The sequence below is a fragment of the Flavisolibacter tropicus genome, assembly GCF_001644645.1.
GTDB classification, from domain to species: Bacteria; Bacteroidota; Bacteroidia; order Chitinophagales; family Chitinophagaceae; genus Flavisolibacter; species Flavisolibacter tropicus.
Genome location: NZ_CP011390.1, coordinates 2349654 through 2365383 on the forward strand (window position 1 = coordinate 2349654; position 15730 = coordinate 2365383).

A 15730-nucleotide genomic window follows, 5' to 3' on the forward strand; every position below is an offset into this window, starting at 1 on the left:
CACAGATAAGCATTGGCAAATCCAGAGCTAAGGAACTAACCTGCCGCTAATCAAATTGCCTGAAAAATAAAACAGCGAAACAATAGGGTATCATTGTTGTGGCCCCCTTTTTATCCCAAACTATTTTTTATGAAGCAGTTGGCAATTTTACTCCTGTTCAGCTGGCTATCAACTTTTGTAACTGCCCAGGTTACTACCAGTAGTATTACCGGTACAGCAAAAAGTAATACTGCCCAAAACCTGGCAGGCGCTACGGTTACCGCTATTCACTTGCCAACCGGTACACGTTATACCGCAACCACAGGCAGTAATGGCAGTTTCAACTTACCCAACTTACTAGTAGGCGGCCCTTATGAATTAACCGTTAGCTATACCGGCTTTGCACCATTCCGACAAGACAGTATCACACTACTATTGGGACAGCCCTACACGATAGATGCTGTATTAGGAGTTAACGTACAGGCACTGGAAACAGTAGTTGTTACAGGTTCCCGTGGCCGTCGCGTTCCTGATAAAACAGGCACCAGCACCAATATATCGAATCGACAACTCAACACCCTACCTAGTATTAACCGTACCATAACCGATTTTACACGACTGACGCCACAAGCAGGAGCTAACAATAGCTTTGGCGGCAGGGACCCGCGTTACAACAATATTCAAATAGATGGAGCAAACCTGAATAACAATTTTGGGTTAAGCAACGACCCATTACCTGGTGGTGGCAACCCTGTTTCACTGGACGCCATCGAAGAGATAAGCGTCAATATTTCACCCTTTGATGTGCGGCAGGCAGGCTTTACCGGTGCGGGCATTAATGCCGTAACCCGCAGCGGTAACAATAAATTCACAGGGTCAGTATATGGCTTTTACAGAAATGAAGACTTCTCTGGTACCAAGGTAGGTAAGACCACTTTACCTCCTGCGCAGAAAACCTCCAATGGGATCTATGGATTTCGACTTGGGGGGCCTATTCTAAAGAACAAGCTTTTCTTTTTTGTAAATGCAGAACGTGAAACTCGTGAGTTCCCTGGTGTATTATTCCGCCCAACGCAGTCTGGCCTTCCTCCAGGAGGTAACGTTTCTGCAACCCCTATTGACTCTATGCGAAAGCTGGAAGACTTCCTAACCAGTAAATATGGATATAACCCCGGTGCTAACGACAACTTCCCCAACTTTAACCAGAAGAACACCAAGCTCCTGGGAAGAGTCGATTGGAACGTTACAGATAAGCATCGTGCAACAGTACGCTATAGTGATTTTAAAAACACTAACGACGTGCTTTTAAATAATACCAGCATTCCTGGCGGTGGCTTTGGTGTACTAACTCGTTTAGGGAATAATCGCTTTGGCAATAACAGTATGGGGTTCGAAAACTCAAACTATGGATTCGAAGACAAGGTACAATCAGGTACGTTTGAAATCAACAGTCGCTTTAGCAATCTTATATCCAACCAATTCCTGGCCACCTATACCAAGATCAGAGATACAAGAACGTTTAATGGAGGCGTGTTCCCCACTATTGATATTCTAAATCTCCCGCCAGGTGATTCTATCAACAACCAAAATTACCTGCATGTAGGTATGGATCCTTTTACCTACAATAATGATGTGATCAATAATATCTGGTCGCTGATTGACAACTTTACGCGCTTTGCAGGAAAGCATACTATTACAGCGGGAGTATCGTATGAACACCAGAAAGTGGGAAATATGTTCATGCCAGGCTCTAACAGCTATTATATATTCCGCTCACTAAATGATTTTATTACTAATCAGCCGCCAGCCTACTACGCGTATACCTATTCCTTAATAAAGGGCGAGCCACAGGTTTACTCTGCCGAATTAAAAATTGGCCAGCTAGGTATTTATGCACAGGATGAATACATTTTATCAAACCACGTGCGGTTAACTTATGGTCTACGTGTAGACCGCCCTCTATATGATGATCAGCCCATTGCTAACCCTGCGGTGGAAGCATTAACATTTCTGGATGAAAATGGAGCACCTACCCATTATACAACAGGAAAATGGCCGGAATCAAAATGGTACTGGTCGCCCCGTATTGGTGCCCGCTGGGATGTAAAAGGCGATAAGTCTACCATTATTCGTGGCGGCACAGGCATCTTTACTGGTAGAATACCTTTTGTATGGCTTACCAATATTCCTACAAACAGTGCCATGTACCAGGTAACCGCCTCAGTGAATTCCAGAAGTGCATTGGTTAATTTCCCATTCAACCCCAATCCGGATGCCTACAATGATGTTTTCCCTAAAACAGCAGGAACAACAATCGTCAGGAACTCCAACTTTGTCTTTGCTAACCCCGACTTTAAGTTTCCGCAAGTTTGGCGGTCGAATGTAGCATGGGAACAGGGCTTGGGTAAAGGTTTTAACCTGACAGTGGAAGCATTGTATACAAAAGAGTTGAATTCCGTGTATATGCGCAATGCTAATCTTCGTCCGCCCGATACAGTTTTTACTGGACCAGATGCAAGACCCCGCTATACTTCTAACTCAAGACTGAATGCTGACATTGCTTCAGCTATAGTATTGGAAAACACTAGTAAGGGAGGAACACTAAATCTTACAGCGCAAGTTACCAAAGCATTTACCAAAGGCTTTTATGGATCACTGGGTTACAATTACACACTATCAAAGAATGTAACAGGAAACCCGGGTTCACAAGCCATATCTGCCTGGAATACTAATCCAAACAAAACAACAGGTAATGCATTGGAACTAGGCTATTCTGAGTTTGCCACACCCCACCGGATAGTTGGTGCTTTCTCTTACCGTAAAGAATATGCGAAAAACTTTGCTACAACACTTACCCTGTTTTACGAAGGGTCACAAACAGTTTATAGCTATACCTATAGTGCCGATATCAATGGCGACCAGAATGGCTTTGACCTCATCTATATTCCTCGAAACCAAAATGAGATCATTTTCACCCCAACCACTATAGGCGGCGTGGCCTATACACCACAACAACAATGGGATATCTACAACCAATTTATTGAGCAAGACCCCTACCTGAGCAAACACAGGGGAGAGTATGCAGAAAGAAATGCTGCCCGCATACCTTTTTACCACCGTATAGATGCCCGCTTGTTGCAAGACTTTTTTATTATCAAAGGAGGTCGCCGACACACCCTTCAATTCAGTGCCGATGTTTTAAATATTCCCAACCTGCTCAATCGCGACTGGGGCGTACAACAAACCTATGTGCAACGCAGTATCCTGGTTCCCACAAGTGTAGTAAACGGACAACCCACTTTCCGACTCAATTCAGCTAACAACAAACCTGTAACGGAAAGCTTTCAAGATGTAGTATCTACAGCAAGTACATGGGGATTGCAGCTAGGCCTACGCTATTCGTTTTAAACACATGGCAAGCAATAAAAAGGTCAAGTCATAAATGAAAGACTTGACCTTGCCTTTTAAAATCAAATAAGATTATTTTAGATAAGATCAAGATTACCAGTTGCGTATTTCAGATTATACTTGAATTGATCAATGCGCCAACCGTCACCGTGCCGAGTAAGATGTAGATTATAAGTGCCTACAAACTCGCGGGTTTTACCTTGTGTAGCGGCTTGTTTGTAGTGTGTGGCAGTGGCATACGCAAACACATCTGCTATCTCATCCTTTATGTTTATCAGGTAATTGCCGGCCAAATGATTCACTGCATCAACGCCTGTAAAACCTTCTTTCCAAATCTGACAGATGTTGGCTGCAGTGGTAACCATTTCTTTACCACCCATTGAAGACATATCAAATAGCACCTGTTCCGTAAACACTTCCTGTTGTAGCTTCTCCCATTCCTGAGCATCGGTGTAAACAAACAGTTTATTGACCACTTCTACTATTTGTTCCCGGAGAGTAAATAATTGCATAAGCCTGGCATCTAATAATTAGCAATAAGCAAATTCACGAATACTATTATAAAAAAGGAAGTTATGCCCTATACTGAAGTAGTACTAACTCTGCAAAGCCAAGTTACTGCAATTCGATAAGATATAATAGCACAGACAGTGCTAAATGTACAGGTGCATAACTTTAAAAATAGTCTCGACTAAAAAGGGTGTATATTAATAGTACTATCAGCCTTACCCTTTCAATAGCGTACAGTATACCTGAAGACGTTTTTCGTTAACATTCCTAACCAAAAACGATAAGCTATGCGCACATTACTCAAGTTCACATCAGACATCACTGCTGGTAATACCGCAATTGCCGATGGCAGACTCCCAGCTGTTATCAAAGACACTATGGATCGCCTGAAGCCAGAAGCGGCGTATTTCTTTGCTGAAAATGGCAACAGAACCGGTCTATTAGTATTTGATCTAAAAGATGTTTCAGACATTCCATCTATTGCAGAGCCCCTCTTCATCACCTTAAAAGCTAAGGTTGAATTTATTCCCGTAATGAATGCCGATGATTTACAAAAAGGCCTCAAAACGGCTGTTAAAACTAAATATGTAACAGAGCAATAGGCCGCGATCAAACTATAATGAAAATAGTGCGTTAGACAACGCACTATTTTCATTATTACTTAATTGTAGTAATAGCTTTTTAGGCCACCTCCGTGCAGTTTAAACAAATGGGACTACCTAGGTTTAAGCTATCATGTTGACTCATAATTTAGCAAGACAACGCCACTATTAAATGTTCGGGTTTCTGTGAGTTTTAGATCTAAGTGGCAGGCCATATTTTGAAACAATGGAGTACCCTTGCCAATGGCCACCGGATCTATCATTACCTGATAAGTATCTATCAAGCCTGCTTCCGCAAGTTGGGCAACAATACTACCACTACCCAAAATGGTCATATCCTTTTCTTGCTGTTTTAGCACTTGTATTGCCACCAGAAGGTTGTCGTTTACAATTCTGGAGTTTTGCCAATCTACATTTTTCAACATGCGTGAAAAAACAATTTTTTCCGCTTTATTCATGCCCGCTGCCACCTCAGGAAAAGCTTTTGCGGCCTCAGGTGTTGGCCAAAAACCCGCCATCATTTCATAGGTGGCACGCCCAAACAAAAGGATATTATTAGCCTTTAAACTTTCTGCTGAATATTCACTTTCTTCGGCCCCGTGCTTATGCCAACTGATATCGTCATTGGTTCCTTTATAATACCCATCTAATGATAGAAATGTAAAAGAGGAAAGTCTACCCATATCTGATTTTGTTTAGCCACTGATAGATACACAAAACTATTAAATGACAGCAGGCATCTTCATGGGCAGATAAGACAAAATAAGAGGTCCATTGCGTCACTAAAATTTGTCATACATGTTCATACCAGTCGGTCAAGGCTTGTTCTCAATATAAGAATGTAAGTACGATAATTAGAAACCGTCCATTCACTACTCACCATTCACCACCATCAATCTTTCCAGCTTTTGTAAGGATGCACAGCAAGGTTGGCATTATAGTATTTCGGTTCATCTGTCACTTCCCGTTCTACCCAATCTGGCAAGGGAAAGGTTTCCTGTTCATTAACTAATTCAATTTCAGCTACCATCAATCCTTCGTTATCTTCCAGGAATTCATCTACTTCCCATAGTTTATCTCCATATTGCACTTCATACCGGTATTTGGCAATGATAGAGCTACAGAAATTGTCCAACAGCTCTTTTGCTTCTTCCTTTGGAATTGAATATTCATACTCCAGGCGTATGGCACCTATTGTTTGACCTTTAATTGTTAGAAAAGCTTCTGTATCGGAAAGTCGCACCCGCACCGTCTTAATCGGATCCGACAGAATATAGCCTTGTCGGTAAAATCGCCGTCTACCCTTGCCCGATTGCTCCCATCGCACTTTATTGACGAGGTATTTTCTTTCAATTTCTACGCCCATAAGAAAGTGATTAAAGAGTGCTTAAAAATCTAAAAAGGGAACTAACAAAAGTATAGCTATTTATCAATCAAGTAGAAGAATAATACTTTGGGATTTCTTCAGTTGACACAAAATCAAGCGCTTAATCAACCGAATCAGGAATACGGCAAGTGATAAAATTCTAAACTAATCACAAATAGTGATTCTTCTACAATCGTTAAAAGACCTTGAAATACAGTATTTCTTTTGTAGAATTAATGGTAAATTAAATTACCGAACGTTTCGGAAAGCAAACAACCAAGACGACCCTACAACATGGCACCCCAAAATCAACAGGCTTTTTTCAACTTCATCAAAACGCAATTGCCTCCTCATCTTTCCTTAGTAGATGAAATAGCCGATTTACTAAATATCAGCATGGACAGTGCCTACCGAAGGATCAGAGGGGAAAAGGCCATCGACTTTGAAGAGATCCAAAAATTGGCATCTCATTATAAGCTTTCCTTGGACCAGTTTTTACATCTGTCTTCAAACGCTATTTTATTTTCAGACCGATCGCTAAACGCCAACAGCGCCTTCCAGTTTGACCAGTATTTAAAGGCTTTGATCCAGGACCTGACTTACATGAACTCGTTTGAGCAGAAGATGTTGTACTATCTCAACAAAGACGTACCCATCTTCCACCACTTTGCTTTTCCTGAGTTGGCTGCCTTTAAATGCTTCTTTTGGCGTAAGAGTATTGTTCATGATCCAACTTTTGCAACAAAGAGATTTCTGTTAGAAGAACACGTGGACATTTTCAAAGAAGCCAGCACAAAGATCAGCGACCTGTATGCCACCATGCCATCTTTAGAGGTATGGAATATGGAAAGTATCAATAGTACCATTCGACAGATTGAATATTACAGAGACACCCAAACCTTTGCCAAACAAAAGGATATAAAAGTTGTTTATGAAGGATTACTCAAAGCTGTTGAGCGCATAGAAGGTTTTGCAGAAACAGGCAAAAAACATACAACAACTGCCTGTGGCCTTCCCTCTGGCGATTACCAGATCTATATCAACGAATTTATCTTAGGCGACAATACGATTATGGTGCATCTGGATGGTGCTAAAGTGGTATACATCAACCACGCCGTGCACAACTATATGCTTACTAAGGATGAACGCTTTTGCGATTTCACCAACGATCATTTTCAAAACATCATCAAACGCTCTACCCCTATCAGCATCGTTAATGAGAAGGAACGCAAGAAGTTCTTTTTCCGCACAAAAGAGAAAGTGCTAAGCAGGCTTGCAGGCCTATGATGGCTAGTAAGGATTTTGCACAGAGGATGGAGAAAAAGAGAAGAATATTGAACAAGGAAGGATGAATGAAGAAGGAAGGAAATGATCAAGCTGTTGCAATAAAACTTCTTATTGACAATACTCCTTTCTTTGGCAGATCCTGCTATACTTAAATACAAGTTTTAGTAAACCCGCCTTTATAATCCACTACGAGTCATACTATTTGCGAAAACAACTTTAAGTCTGCACATCACCCTTTGCAACTGGCAACAATTGCTAATCATCAAGCCACCACCGCAATTACCAATTAACACGCCGCTCTTTTCAGATCTAGTTTTGACATAAAACGAGGTTATGAAAACAGCACCTGTTTTATACATTTTACTACTGCTATTCGGCAGCAGTTCCTGCGCTGTAATCCCCATCAGTAATCATTTTGAAAAAGCAGGCACCCTCAAAAAAGGAAATGTAGAAATCCAAGGCAACATGTCTACCTATGGGAGTTTCGAATCGGAATGGGGCGAAGATGGCACGTCTTTTTCAAGCAACAGCATTAGCATGATTGGTGGCCGTGTTGGCATTGGTCTTTCTGATAAAACAGACCTGAAACTTCGCTTCGAAAAAACGATAAACGCTAATCGTAAAGAATTTAACCGTCAGCATTATTTTAGCATTGGACCCAAATTCGCGCTGGTCGACGATAAAGTCAGCCTGCTACTACCTTTTGGCATTTACAATTATCAAAATGACTTTTGGAAAGAGATCACCTGCAGCATAGCACCGCAGTTCCTGTTTACATTTACCAGTCCAGATAATAAAGCAGATCTTACCCTGAGTGCCAAGAGCGACATATTACTCTACAAAGATGGAGGCACTATTTCTTTAGGCGGCTCAGTGGGTATGGGATTTAGTAGTGATCTTTCTAAATGGGCTATTCGCCCCGAGCTGGGAACGTTTTTTATAGGAGGCGCGAGTTGGAGTTTTGGGCTGGGATTTCAATATATCATTCTCAAAAAGAAAAAGTAAGATATCCACCTCCACAACCAAAAAGGCTGCCAGTAGCAACCTTTCCGTTTTTTAAAATTGTAATGAAAGAGTTAGACTGTTTATTTTAGAAGTTAGCGCATAAATTCAGTAAATAAGCGCACTCCTACTCGTATAGTACGCTATTTTACTTTGGCAATTCCTACTACATAAGAATACTCTTTTTAGTAAAAAAGCACGGATATGCAAATACGTTAAGCAAATTTTGCAAAATCAGCATTAACCTAACTTCATTTGCTTTCTCCACTGCAACTATTGCTAATCATCCAGTTACAACCGCAATAACCAATTAGCAGTCTCCTCTTTTCCAATCTAGTTTCACATTAAAACAAGGTTATGAAAACAATAGCTACTTTCTACGGTTTTCTTCTGCTTATTGGCAGTACTTCTTGCGGAGTCATTCCACTCAACAACCAATTTGAAAAAGCAGGCACCCTTAAAGAGGGGAACATAGAATTGGGCGGCAATATATCCAGGTATGAATATATGCCTTCGTTATCGGAGGACTTATCTCCTGACGAACCATCAGGCTTCCAAAGTTTAGGTGCTCGCATAGGCATTGGCCTTACTGATAAAGCCGATCTGAAGTTTCGCTACGAGCGACAGGTTATAGCCTATTCAGGAGAGAAGAGCCGCATGAACTTTTTTAGCATTGTACCCAAATTTGCCATTAAGGAGAAAGAATTCAGCTTTTTAATACCCTTTAGCGTTTATAGCCTCAAGGATACATATGATAGTAAACCCTACACAAGCAATACATTCAGTATCGCACCCCAACTGCTTTACACATTTACTAGTCCTAAGAATAAATCAGACCTAACGTTTGGATTTAAAGGAGAGGTTGAGTTTGGAGAAGAGACAATTATTCCTATTCTACTTTTTGGTGGTTCAGTAGGAGCCGGTTTTAGTAGCGATCTTTCTAAGTGGGCTATCCGTCCTGAAATAGGCGCCACCTTTATAGGTGGTTTTTTGGATTGGAGTTATGGTGTTGGATTTCAATATACAATACCCAAAAGAAAAAGAGCACATTAAAATAAAAGAGGCTACCTGTAGTAGCCTCCTTGGTATTATTTCCATTTCAATTAGAAAACAGGACATCATATCTGGAATTTGGAATTTAGCTCCTTCTATTCGGATTTCGATAATTTCATTTTCAGATTTTCCAATACCTGACTATTTAATTGAAAACGTTACTATTTCAACTTGTAATGCTTTTTGATCATGTTCTCAAACGTAGAAGCAGGCAGTAAGCGCTTAAGCAGTACCGATAGCTTTTCCATTGGCTTACCAATGCGGTAACATCTTTTTACTTCTTTAGCCGTTAGCAATTGTTCTATAAGTGTAGCAAACACCCCTGGTTCAAGGCCGGCAGATACGCTGTCATCAATCAACTGGTACGTAATATCAAAGCTTTCCTTATAGACATTGTCTGCAGGCAGATCAACTTTGATTCGATTCTTATTAATATCCGTTTTTACGCCACCCGGCTGCACGATACAGGCTTGCACACCAAAGGGCGCCAGCTCCGTACGTAAAGCTTCCGTAATGCGATCTACCGCAGCCTTGCTGGCGCTATATAACCCCCGATAAGGTAGTCCCATTTCTGAACCAATGGAACTAATATTAATGATCAAGCCGGAACGTCGTGCCCGCAAATGTGGCAAAACTGCCTGGCAGCAACGTACAACACCAATTACATTGGTATCGAACACACGACTAGCGTCTGTGATCGACAGCGTTTCGATAGGACTGGCAATGCCCAAACCGGCATTATTCACCCACACGTCTATACGCCCCTGTTCATGTATAATGCGTTGTACAGCATTCTCGATACTGTCGGTGTTGGTAACATCCATATTTAGGGTATGGAATTTCTTGGCTTGTCCTTCAATATTTCTGGAGGTACCATACACAATATGGCCTTTATTGGCTAAGTGGTTGGCAATGCTTTCGCCCAAACCCGTAGATGCACCCGTAACAATGATAACTTTTGACATAATACACGTTATTCTATCGCTGCTTGCGATTAAACCATATCATTAAACGATCGCAAATAAACAGCTTAACTATGGCGCCAAAGCTATCTAAAACATTGTTTCCTGCCATAAAAAAAGCAGCTGTGGGATTTGGAATTTGATATTTAGAATTTCGACTTACCACCGGTCTTGCTCTAGATTGAACTCATATGTCATATTCGGATTACTATTCAAATAAAACGAAGCCCGTATGCGGTATTGATTCCAATCCTTATCTATCAGCTGTTCTCGCAGGTTTGAGAAATGCTGCCGGTCAGTTAAATTACCACTATTATCTAAGCTTGTATGCTGACCAACCCACCCTCTACTGAATACCAATGTACCCGTTTCCTTTTTATGGTAACTGCGCACAATTTCAATGCGTCTGGCATATACAGGCTCTACACCTTTCAATTCAAAATAAGCATCCTCTGAACGTAATGCAATCAACGCACTAAAGCGGCCTCCCCTGCCATTATCATAGTGAAAGATGACCCTAGGATTCCAGGAAGGATCTCTCATATCAACAGGAGCCACTACAGTAACTGCTTCTGTACGATTTAATGTATAAGGCGAACGATACTCCCACTGTAATGGCTTACCGTCTACTTTGAGCTGACTAAACAGTTGAATAGTGAGGCTCCCATTTCCGTTATTATTTAGAGTGGCCAACGAAAGCCGAAACAGGTTACCCACCAACGATAGCTTTTCTGTTTGTGAAACACCATTCACCTCCCAGATAACCAGTGCTGAATCAATCTTTGAAGCAGGCAAAAACTCATTCATTGTTATTTGCAGATACTGAGCGAATGGTTCTGGCCTGTCACTATTATTGCCACCAGATGGCTTACCCGGTTCAATAGACTCTTTTTGGCATGAAGCAAAGGCAACAGTTAATAGTAGTAAGAGGCAGGTAGTTTTGGTTGCTAACTTTTTCATATTGCTAACTTGGGTTTCTTGTAATACCCACGCAGCTGAATAAAACGTTGGGCACAACAGATCCTGTTAACAAAAGTTTAGCAGAAGAAAGATATCTAGATCACAATTGGAATGAAAAAGATTTTGCACAGAGCAGAGGAGAAAAAGGAGAAGAACTTCAAGATTTCTAGCTTGAATATCTCAGGGTTCAGGCTTCATTCTTCCACTTTCAACCTGCCTGCTATTCATATTGTCTCTCGCAGTCATGCTGAATTTATTTCATGGTCTGCTCCTGCACTAAAGAAAAGCCTACTATCTTAAAAGGACACTTACCCTAAAAGCCTAATCTATCCTCATAATCCCTTAATCTCCCCAAATCCCGGTTCAGACATCCTCCTCTGCCACTACCTACTACCTTGCCTACTCCTCCTCTGTTCCTTCATAACTACGCCTCTGTTCCTACTACGTTACTCCGTATCCAATACTTAGTTACTCCGTATGGAAGCCTATGTTACTCCGTATCTCACCCGTACCTTACCCGTACCCCAACCCTACCTCACCCGTACCTTGGCCCGTATCAGGCTATCTACGCACCATTATTAAATCATAAGAAATAGTATAGAAAAGTATAATAAGAAGGGCTGAGGATACCCTAAAAGAGAAGACCCTAAAGATACAAAATCAGCCCCTGTAGAGCAAGTTCTCCTGCCTTGAACATTGATCGTTGAGAATTGAGCATTGAACATTCTCATCCTTCTTTCTTCATCATTCCTTGTTCCTTGTTCATTATTCCTTCCTCCTAATCCCTTAATCACCCCAAATCCCGGTTCAGACAATTTCCGCTGTGGTTCAAACACGCCACCGGCGCTATCTGTAGGACACCCAATTTCAAACTTCAAATCTCAAATTCTGAAATCACTCATCTCCTGCCCAGAGATCAGCATACTCTTCTGGGTGTCTTTTAAACTGTGCATGTACATAAGGACAGAGTGGCAATACCTGTAACTGGTGGCTACGGGCATAATCCACCATGGCATTCAGCATTTTTTTGGCCAAGCCCTTGCCTTCCGCTTCTGCTATTACTTCGGTATGATAAACCGTTAGTAGATGGTCCCTTTCGCGAACCACCATTTCGCCTAACTGTTTGTCGCCATCAGAAATAGTGAAAGCACCATTACCCTGATCGTCTAATTTAAGTTGAACAGCTTCGTCCATATTGTAGTTTGTTCTGTTTAAAGATAATAGATATTCGTTCCCACTTGACCTTTTCCGTTGCATTAAAAAGTTTGAAGGTTTGTTAAGCTTCTCGGCACGACTTTGGTTTCTATTTGCTTAACCTACCGCCCGGCGCTGAACAATAAACACTAGATGATGAGACGAATGATACTGATGGGGTGTTTATGGGCGCTTTCTATTGGGGTCCAGGCCCAACGAACTAACGGTAGAGTTCCTTCTGGAACGCCATTAAAATGGAGTATGAATGGCAGCGTAGAAGTAATGCCCGGCGACTTAGCCTATTACTATGGCAGCGCTGACTCTGCTGCTATTCTAAGAAACAGCAGCTCATCTAATTTAGCAATTGTGGGAAACCCGTCTGGGGCTCGCTTCACTTCGCTCAATACCAATTGTAACAATAATGTCTTGACGATAGACTGGACAGCTGTGCAGCAATTTAATGCTGACCGCTATGATATTGAGCAAAGTGCGGATGGTGTACATTGGACAGTTATAGGTGTTGTTCCCGCCAACCGGACAAGATATGGCAATGCCTCGTATAGTTTTACCTATAATAAAAATGTCAGCTCAGCCGTATATAGAATTACCGCTAGCAGCACGGGTGGCGAGCGGGTGTCTAGTTACACATTAGAATCGCCCTGTAGCCCCAATGCCTATGTAGGTGTTACGCAAAACCCTGTATATAGCAGTACTACAGTGCGTATTGGATCACCCACTACCTCACGCGTAAAACTGGTGCTGTTAGATAGCCGGGGAGCAGCAGTGCATAGTAGTGATGCTGTATTAAATAGTGGCGTTAACTCCTTGCCTTTAGACATGAGTCGATTACCAAGAGGTAGCTATACCTTATTCATCCGATGGCTGAATGGCAAAGAAGAAGTATTACAGCTTGCTAAAGAATAAAGTCTTTCTTTTTCTACACTGTTTAAGAGTCTCTTGTTGTCAAGAGGCTCTTCTGTTTTACCCCAAGAAAAATTAATGCTTACTGCTCTATACGGTGATTGGTGTGCCAGGTAATTCATTATCCTTTCGTCGTAACAAAGGAGGTATAAACGATGTAAACACCTAAGGCTTCATGCCTGCTATCGACCATTGATCCACGGCTCATTAAAGTGGCTTAAATACGCCTTCCTGCTTTATTAATACACCTTTTTTGACCATGTTTTTGACAACTTGTTTACTGTATTCATGTCCCATATTTTCCATAGAGGTAGGATTACAGGTTTCGGACCGGCTCATATACACTAACTCCTTTTCCTTTAAGTCATAAATTTTTCCTTCCCAGAAATAGGTGGTCACATTGGTATAGTATCCTTCACCCGATACACGCTTATTCAAATCTTCGTAGTAGTTTAGAAAATTATCATCGCGAGGATCCTGTTGCGGCTTTTGTTTAACATAGACTTGCTCTATTTGTTTATTTAGCAATGCAACAGTTATAACAGCATCCACTGTATCTGCCGTTAGTTGCTCATACACCTGAGTGGTATTTAATCCGCTAAAACGCTGTTGATACCTTTCGGCTGCAGCATAGGCATTGTACCCTAATGCCTGCAAGTCGCAAACAATATGTTGTTCCATTCTCGAACGCAGTACACTGTCTTCTGGGTTCACGATGGCAAAAACAACCATCTTTTGATGCAGGGGCGAGTACGCGTCTGTACCCCAGGCGCTAACGATTTTTGAGGAAGAGCATCCTACCAGTATCAACACAACTACAACACAAAAAAAACTAATTATTTTTCGCATATACCATAATTCTTTCGCAGTACGAATGATTGAATGATCACCAATCTTTATTTCCCATAAACATTATCATAGAATAAAACGTTTCCATTGGTGTCGTACCATGCCGTATTATACAACACCGCTACCGGCAATGGGTTTTTCACTTTAAAGGTTGTAGGCTTCTGATCCTTTAGGCATTGGGCTGTCAACTTCTTTACCGTTGCTTTTTCTTCATGCAATAATAGCTCAGCCAGTGCTACCGGATCCTCTACCCGCATACAGCCATGACTGAAATATCGCTTCTTCAGTGCAAATAGTCCTTTAGCTGGCGTATCGTGCAGATAGACAGAAAAGGGGTTGTAGAAGTTAAACTTTATAAGTCCTAAAGAGTTGTCACAACCCGTGGATTGCCGAATGGTATAGGGAAAGTTTGTAGCACTCAAACGTTGCCAATCGATAGTGCCAGGATCTAACACCTCCCCTTGACTATTTAGCACCTGAAAATTATTGGCAACCAGAAAGCCCCTATCTTGTTTAATCTTGGGCAACAGCTCCTTAGTGGCAATAGAAAACGGTACGGTCCAGTAGGGATACAAGATCACCTCCTGAATATAACTGGTAAGAGTTGGCGTGGGTGTTTGCTTCTTGCCTACTACTAAACGGGTTTCATAGACCAGGTTTTTCTCTCCATAAACAAAAAGACTGGCGCTGGGGATATTAACAATAGCTAGTGAATCATTTTGAAACCTGTGCATCCATCTTAAAGTATTCAGCGCTGTCTTTAAAGCTTCTGCTCTTTCCTTAATAGAAACATTCAGCGCTTTTAAGGTAAAGCTATTCAGCTTCCCATCCGGCAGCAGGTCCATTTGACGCTGCACCTGTTTTAGTGCCGCCACTAATTCGGCATTGGTCACTCGTTGGGTTGTATCTAATGCACCTAGCAGAAAAAGTTTAAAAAGCAAGGGTTTATTTGATACATCTACTTTTTTTGACACAATGGAATCTTCACTAAAAGTTTGAGCACTTATAGTAGCCATGAAATAGCAAAGGAGATTTTTCATGGCCCTATACTGTTTGGTATCGGGCTCTAGACCATCTAAAAAAGCGTTCCTATTTGTGGCGTCAACCAACTGTTGCAACAACCGTATCAGCTCTTGCTTATCAGGTATGGACTTCAGGCCATTATAATCAACTGAAGGCACGTGTCCATAACGTAGATCACTCAAAAAATGCAACACCGCATCCGAAAAAACAATATCTGCCTTTATGGAATCAACGGCCGTCTTTGGCTGTTGCTGCCTGGCCTGTACAGTCAGTGCATCATAATGATAATCGGCTTGGATTAGCCCATATTCCGCGCTCCTTTCTATCAATTGCTGTATTTCCGTTTTTGCAGCGGCAGGCGCCGGCCTTTGCCAATATAAACCTTCGTTCTGTCCATTATAGAACATCTGAAGAAGTGCTGTATCGGCCAAGCGCCATTCTTTTAATGTAGCAGTGCTGTAAAGTAGCTCGCGCAGCTTCAGTTGTAGGGATTGGCAATAGCCTTGGATGACACCTGAAACAAATAGTAACCAAACAACTATTATGGATCTTTTATAAATCATGAATAGGTCAATTGTTAAAGTAACGCAGCAGCATTTACGGTAACAAAGAAG

At 41.6% G+C, this 15730-nt stretch carries 15 protein-coding genes; 6 read left to right on the plus strand and 9 right to left on the minus strand.

The window, feature by feature from the left end:
* Positions 1–129 precede the first annotated feature (129 nt).
* Positions 130–3387, plus strand: coding sequence for a TonB-dependent receptor (locus SY85_RS09810; protein ID WP_066404019.1), 3258 nt, complete (start codon positions 130–132; stop codon positions 3385–3387).
* A 77-nt stretch (positions 3388–3464) separates the two neighbouring features.
* On the opposite strand, the gene SY85_RS09815 is transcribed toward SY85_RS09810, so the two are convergent.
* Positions 3465–3899, minus strand: a complete 435-nt coding sequence (locus SY85_RS09815) for a nuclear transport factor 2 family protein (RefSeq protein WP_071890972.1) — start codon at positions 3897–3899, stop codon at positions 3465–3467.
* Positions 3900–4184: 285 nt separating this feature from the next.
* On the opposite strand from SY85_RS09815, the gene SY85_RS09820 reads away from it, so the two are divergent.
* The gene (locus SY85_RS09820; protein ID WP_066404020.1) at positions 4185–4499 is read left to right on the plus strand and encodes a hypothetical protein; all 315 of its coding nucleotides are present in this window, start codon (positions 4185–4187) and stop codon (positions 4497–4499) included.
* 131 nt (positions 4500–4630) lie between these two features.
* On the opposite strand, the gene SY85_RS09825 is transcribed toward SY85_RS09820, so the two are convergent.
* Together SY85_RS09825 and SY85_RS09830 are read right to left on the minus strand one after the other, a co-directional pair.
* Complete coding sequence (locus SY85_RS09825) at positions 4631–5182, minus strand: dihydrofolate reductase family protein (protein ID WP_066404021.1); 552 nt, start codon at positions 5180–5182, stop codon at positions 4631–4633.
* Positions 5183–5391: 209 nt separating this feature from the next.
* Positions 5392–5865, minus strand: coding sequence for a CYTH domain-containing protein (locus SY85_RS09830; RefSeq protein WP_066404022.1), 474 nt, complete (start codon positions 5863–5865; stop codon positions 5392–5394).
* A 294-nt stretch (positions 5866–6159) separates the two neighbouring features.
* On the opposite strand from SY85_RS09830, the gene SY85_RS09835 reads away from it, so the two are divergent.
* The 3 genes from SY85_RS09835 (at position 6160) to SY85_RS09845 (ending at position 9207) form a co-directional block, all read left to right on the plus strand.
* Complete coding sequence (locus SY85_RS09835) at positions 6160–7152, plus strand: helix-turn-helix domain-containing protein (protein WP_066404023.1); 993 nt, start codon at positions 6160–6162, stop codon at positions 7150–7152.
* A 333-nt stretch (positions 7153–7485) separates the two neighbouring features.
* A complete protein-coding gene (locus SY85_RS09840; RefSeq protein ID WP_066404025.1) occupies positions 7486–8157 on the plus strand; it encodes a hypothetical protein in 672 nt (223 codons plus the stop codon).
* Positions 8158–8511: 354 nt separating this feature from the next.
* A complete protein-coding gene (locus tag SY85_RS09845; RefSeq protein ID WP_066404026.1) occupies positions 8512–9207 on the plus strand; it encodes a hypothetical protein in 696 nt (231 codons plus the stop codon).
* Positions 9208–9368: 161 nt separating this feature from the next.
* On the opposite strand, the gene SY85_RS09850 is transcribed toward SY85_RS09845, so the two are convergent.
* The 4 genes from SY85_RS09850 to SY85_RS09860 form a co-directional block, all read right to left on the minus strand.
* On the minus strand, positions 9369–10172 hold the full coding sequence (locus tag SY85_RS09850; protein ID WP_082886358.1) for an SDR family oxidoreductase: 804 nt from the start codon (positions 10170–10172) through the stop codon (positions 9369–9371).
* A gap of 156 nt (positions 10173–10328) precedes the next feature.
* Positions 10329–11129: a hypothetical protein gene (locus tag SY85_RS09855; RefSeq protein WP_066404029.1), complete on the minus strand. Its 801-nt coding sequence runs from the start codon at positions 11127–11129 to the stop codon at positions 10329–10331.
* A gap of 578 nt (positions 11130–11707) precedes the next feature.
* Positions 11708–12007 (minus strand): hypothetical protein, encoded by a 300-nt coding sequence (locus SY85_RS25430; RefSeq protein WP_148661149.1) that lies wholly within the window; start codon positions 12005–12007, stop codon positions 11708–11710.
* Positions 12008–12023: 16 nt separating this feature from the next.
* Positions 12024–12323 (minus strand): GNAT family N-acetyltransferase, encoded by a 300-nt coding sequence (locus tag SY85_RS09860; RefSeq protein WP_066404031.1) that lies wholly within the window; start codon positions 12321–12323, stop codon positions 12024–12026.
* Positions 12324–12479: 156 nt separating this feature from the next.
* On the opposite strand from SY85_RS09860, the gene SY85_RS09865 reads away from it, so the two are divergent.
* Positions 12480–13247 carry a hypothetical protein gene (locus tag SY85_RS09865; protein WP_148661150.1) on the plus strand — a complete coding sequence of 256 codons (768 nt, stop codon included), beginning with the start codon at positions 12480–12482 and terminating at the stop codon, positions 13245–13247.
* Between the two features lie 204 nt (positions 13248–13451).
* Here SY85_RS09865 and SY85_RS09870 read toward each other — a convergent pair whose 3' ends face one another.
* The gene (locus tag SY85_RS09870; protein ID WP_148661151.1) at positions 13452–14093 is read right to left on the minus strand and encodes a hypothetical protein; all 642 of its coding nucleotides are present in this window, start codon (positions 14091–14093) and stop codon (positions 13452–13454) included.
* A gap of 47 nt (positions 14094–14140) precedes the next feature.
* On the minus strand, positions 14141–15679 hold the full coding sequence (locus SY85_RS09875; RefSeq protein WP_066404037.1) for a L,D-transpeptidase family protein: 1539 nt from the start codon (positions 15677–15679) through the stop codon (positions 14141–14143).
* Positions 15680–15730: the final 51 nt, after the last annotated feature.

What these genes read in the sequence shown, in the direction of transcription:
- SY85_RS09875 (WP_066404037.1), bottom strand. Translation starts at nt 15,679, where the DNA reads ATGATTTATAAAAGATCCATAATAGTTGTTTGGTTACTATTTGTTTCA.
- SY85_RS09810 (WP_066404019.1), top strand. Translation starts at nt 130, where the DNA reads ATGAAGCAGTTGGCAATTTTACTCCTGTTCAGCTGGCTATCAACTTTT.
- SY85_RS09840 (WP_066404025.1), top strand. Translation starts at nt 7,486, where the DNA reads ATGAAAACAGCACCTGTTTTATACATTTTACTACTGCTATTCGGCAGC.
- SY85_RS09870 (WP_148661151.1), bottom strand. Translation starts at nt 14,093, where the DNA reads ATGCGAAAAATAATTAGTTTTTTTTGTGTTGTAGTTGTGTTGATACTG.
- SY85_RS09860 (WP_066404031.1), bottom strand. Translation starts at nt 12,323, where the DNA reads ATGGACGAAGCTGTTCAACTTAAATTAGACGATCAGGGTAATGGTGCT.
- SY85_RS09845 (WP_066404026.1), top strand. Translation starts at nt 8,512, where the DNA reads ATGAAAACAATAGCTACTTTCTACGGTTTTCTTCTGCTTATTGGCAGT.
- SY85_RS09830 (WP_066404022.1), bottom strand. Translation starts at nt 5,865, where the DNA reads ATGGGCGTAGAAATTGAAAGAAAATACCTCGTCAATAAAGTGCGATGG.
- SY85_RS09850 (WP_082886358.1), bottom strand. Translation starts at nt 10,172, where the DNA reads ATGTCAAAAGTTATCATTGTTACGGGTGCATCTACGGGTTTGGGCGAA.
- SY85_RS09855 (WP_066404029.1), bottom strand. Translation starts at nt 11,129, where the DNA reads ATGAAAAAGTTAGCAACCAAAACTACCTGCCTCTTACTACTATTAACT.
- SY85_RS09820 (WP_066404020.1), top strand. Translation starts at nt 4,185, where the DNA reads ATGCGCACATTACTCAAGTTCACATCAGACATCACTGCTGGTAATACC.
- SY85_RS09865 (WP_148661150.1), top strand. Translation starts at nt 12,480, where the DNA reads ATGAGACGAATGATACTGATGGGGTGTTTATGGGCGCTTTCTATTGGG.
- SY85_RS09825 (WP_066404021.1), bottom strand. Translation starts at nt 5,182, where the DNA reads ATGGGTAGACTTTCCTCTTTTACATTTCTATCATTAGATGGGTATTAT.
- SY85_RS09815 (WP_071890972.1), bottom strand. Translation starts at nt 3,899, where the DNA reads ATGCAATTATTTACTCTCCGGGAACAAATAGTAGAAGTGGTCAATAAA.
- SY85_RS09835 (WP_066404023.1), top strand. Translation starts at nt 6,160, where the DNA reads ATGGCACCCCAAAATCAACAGGCTTTTTTCAACTTCATCAAAACGCAA.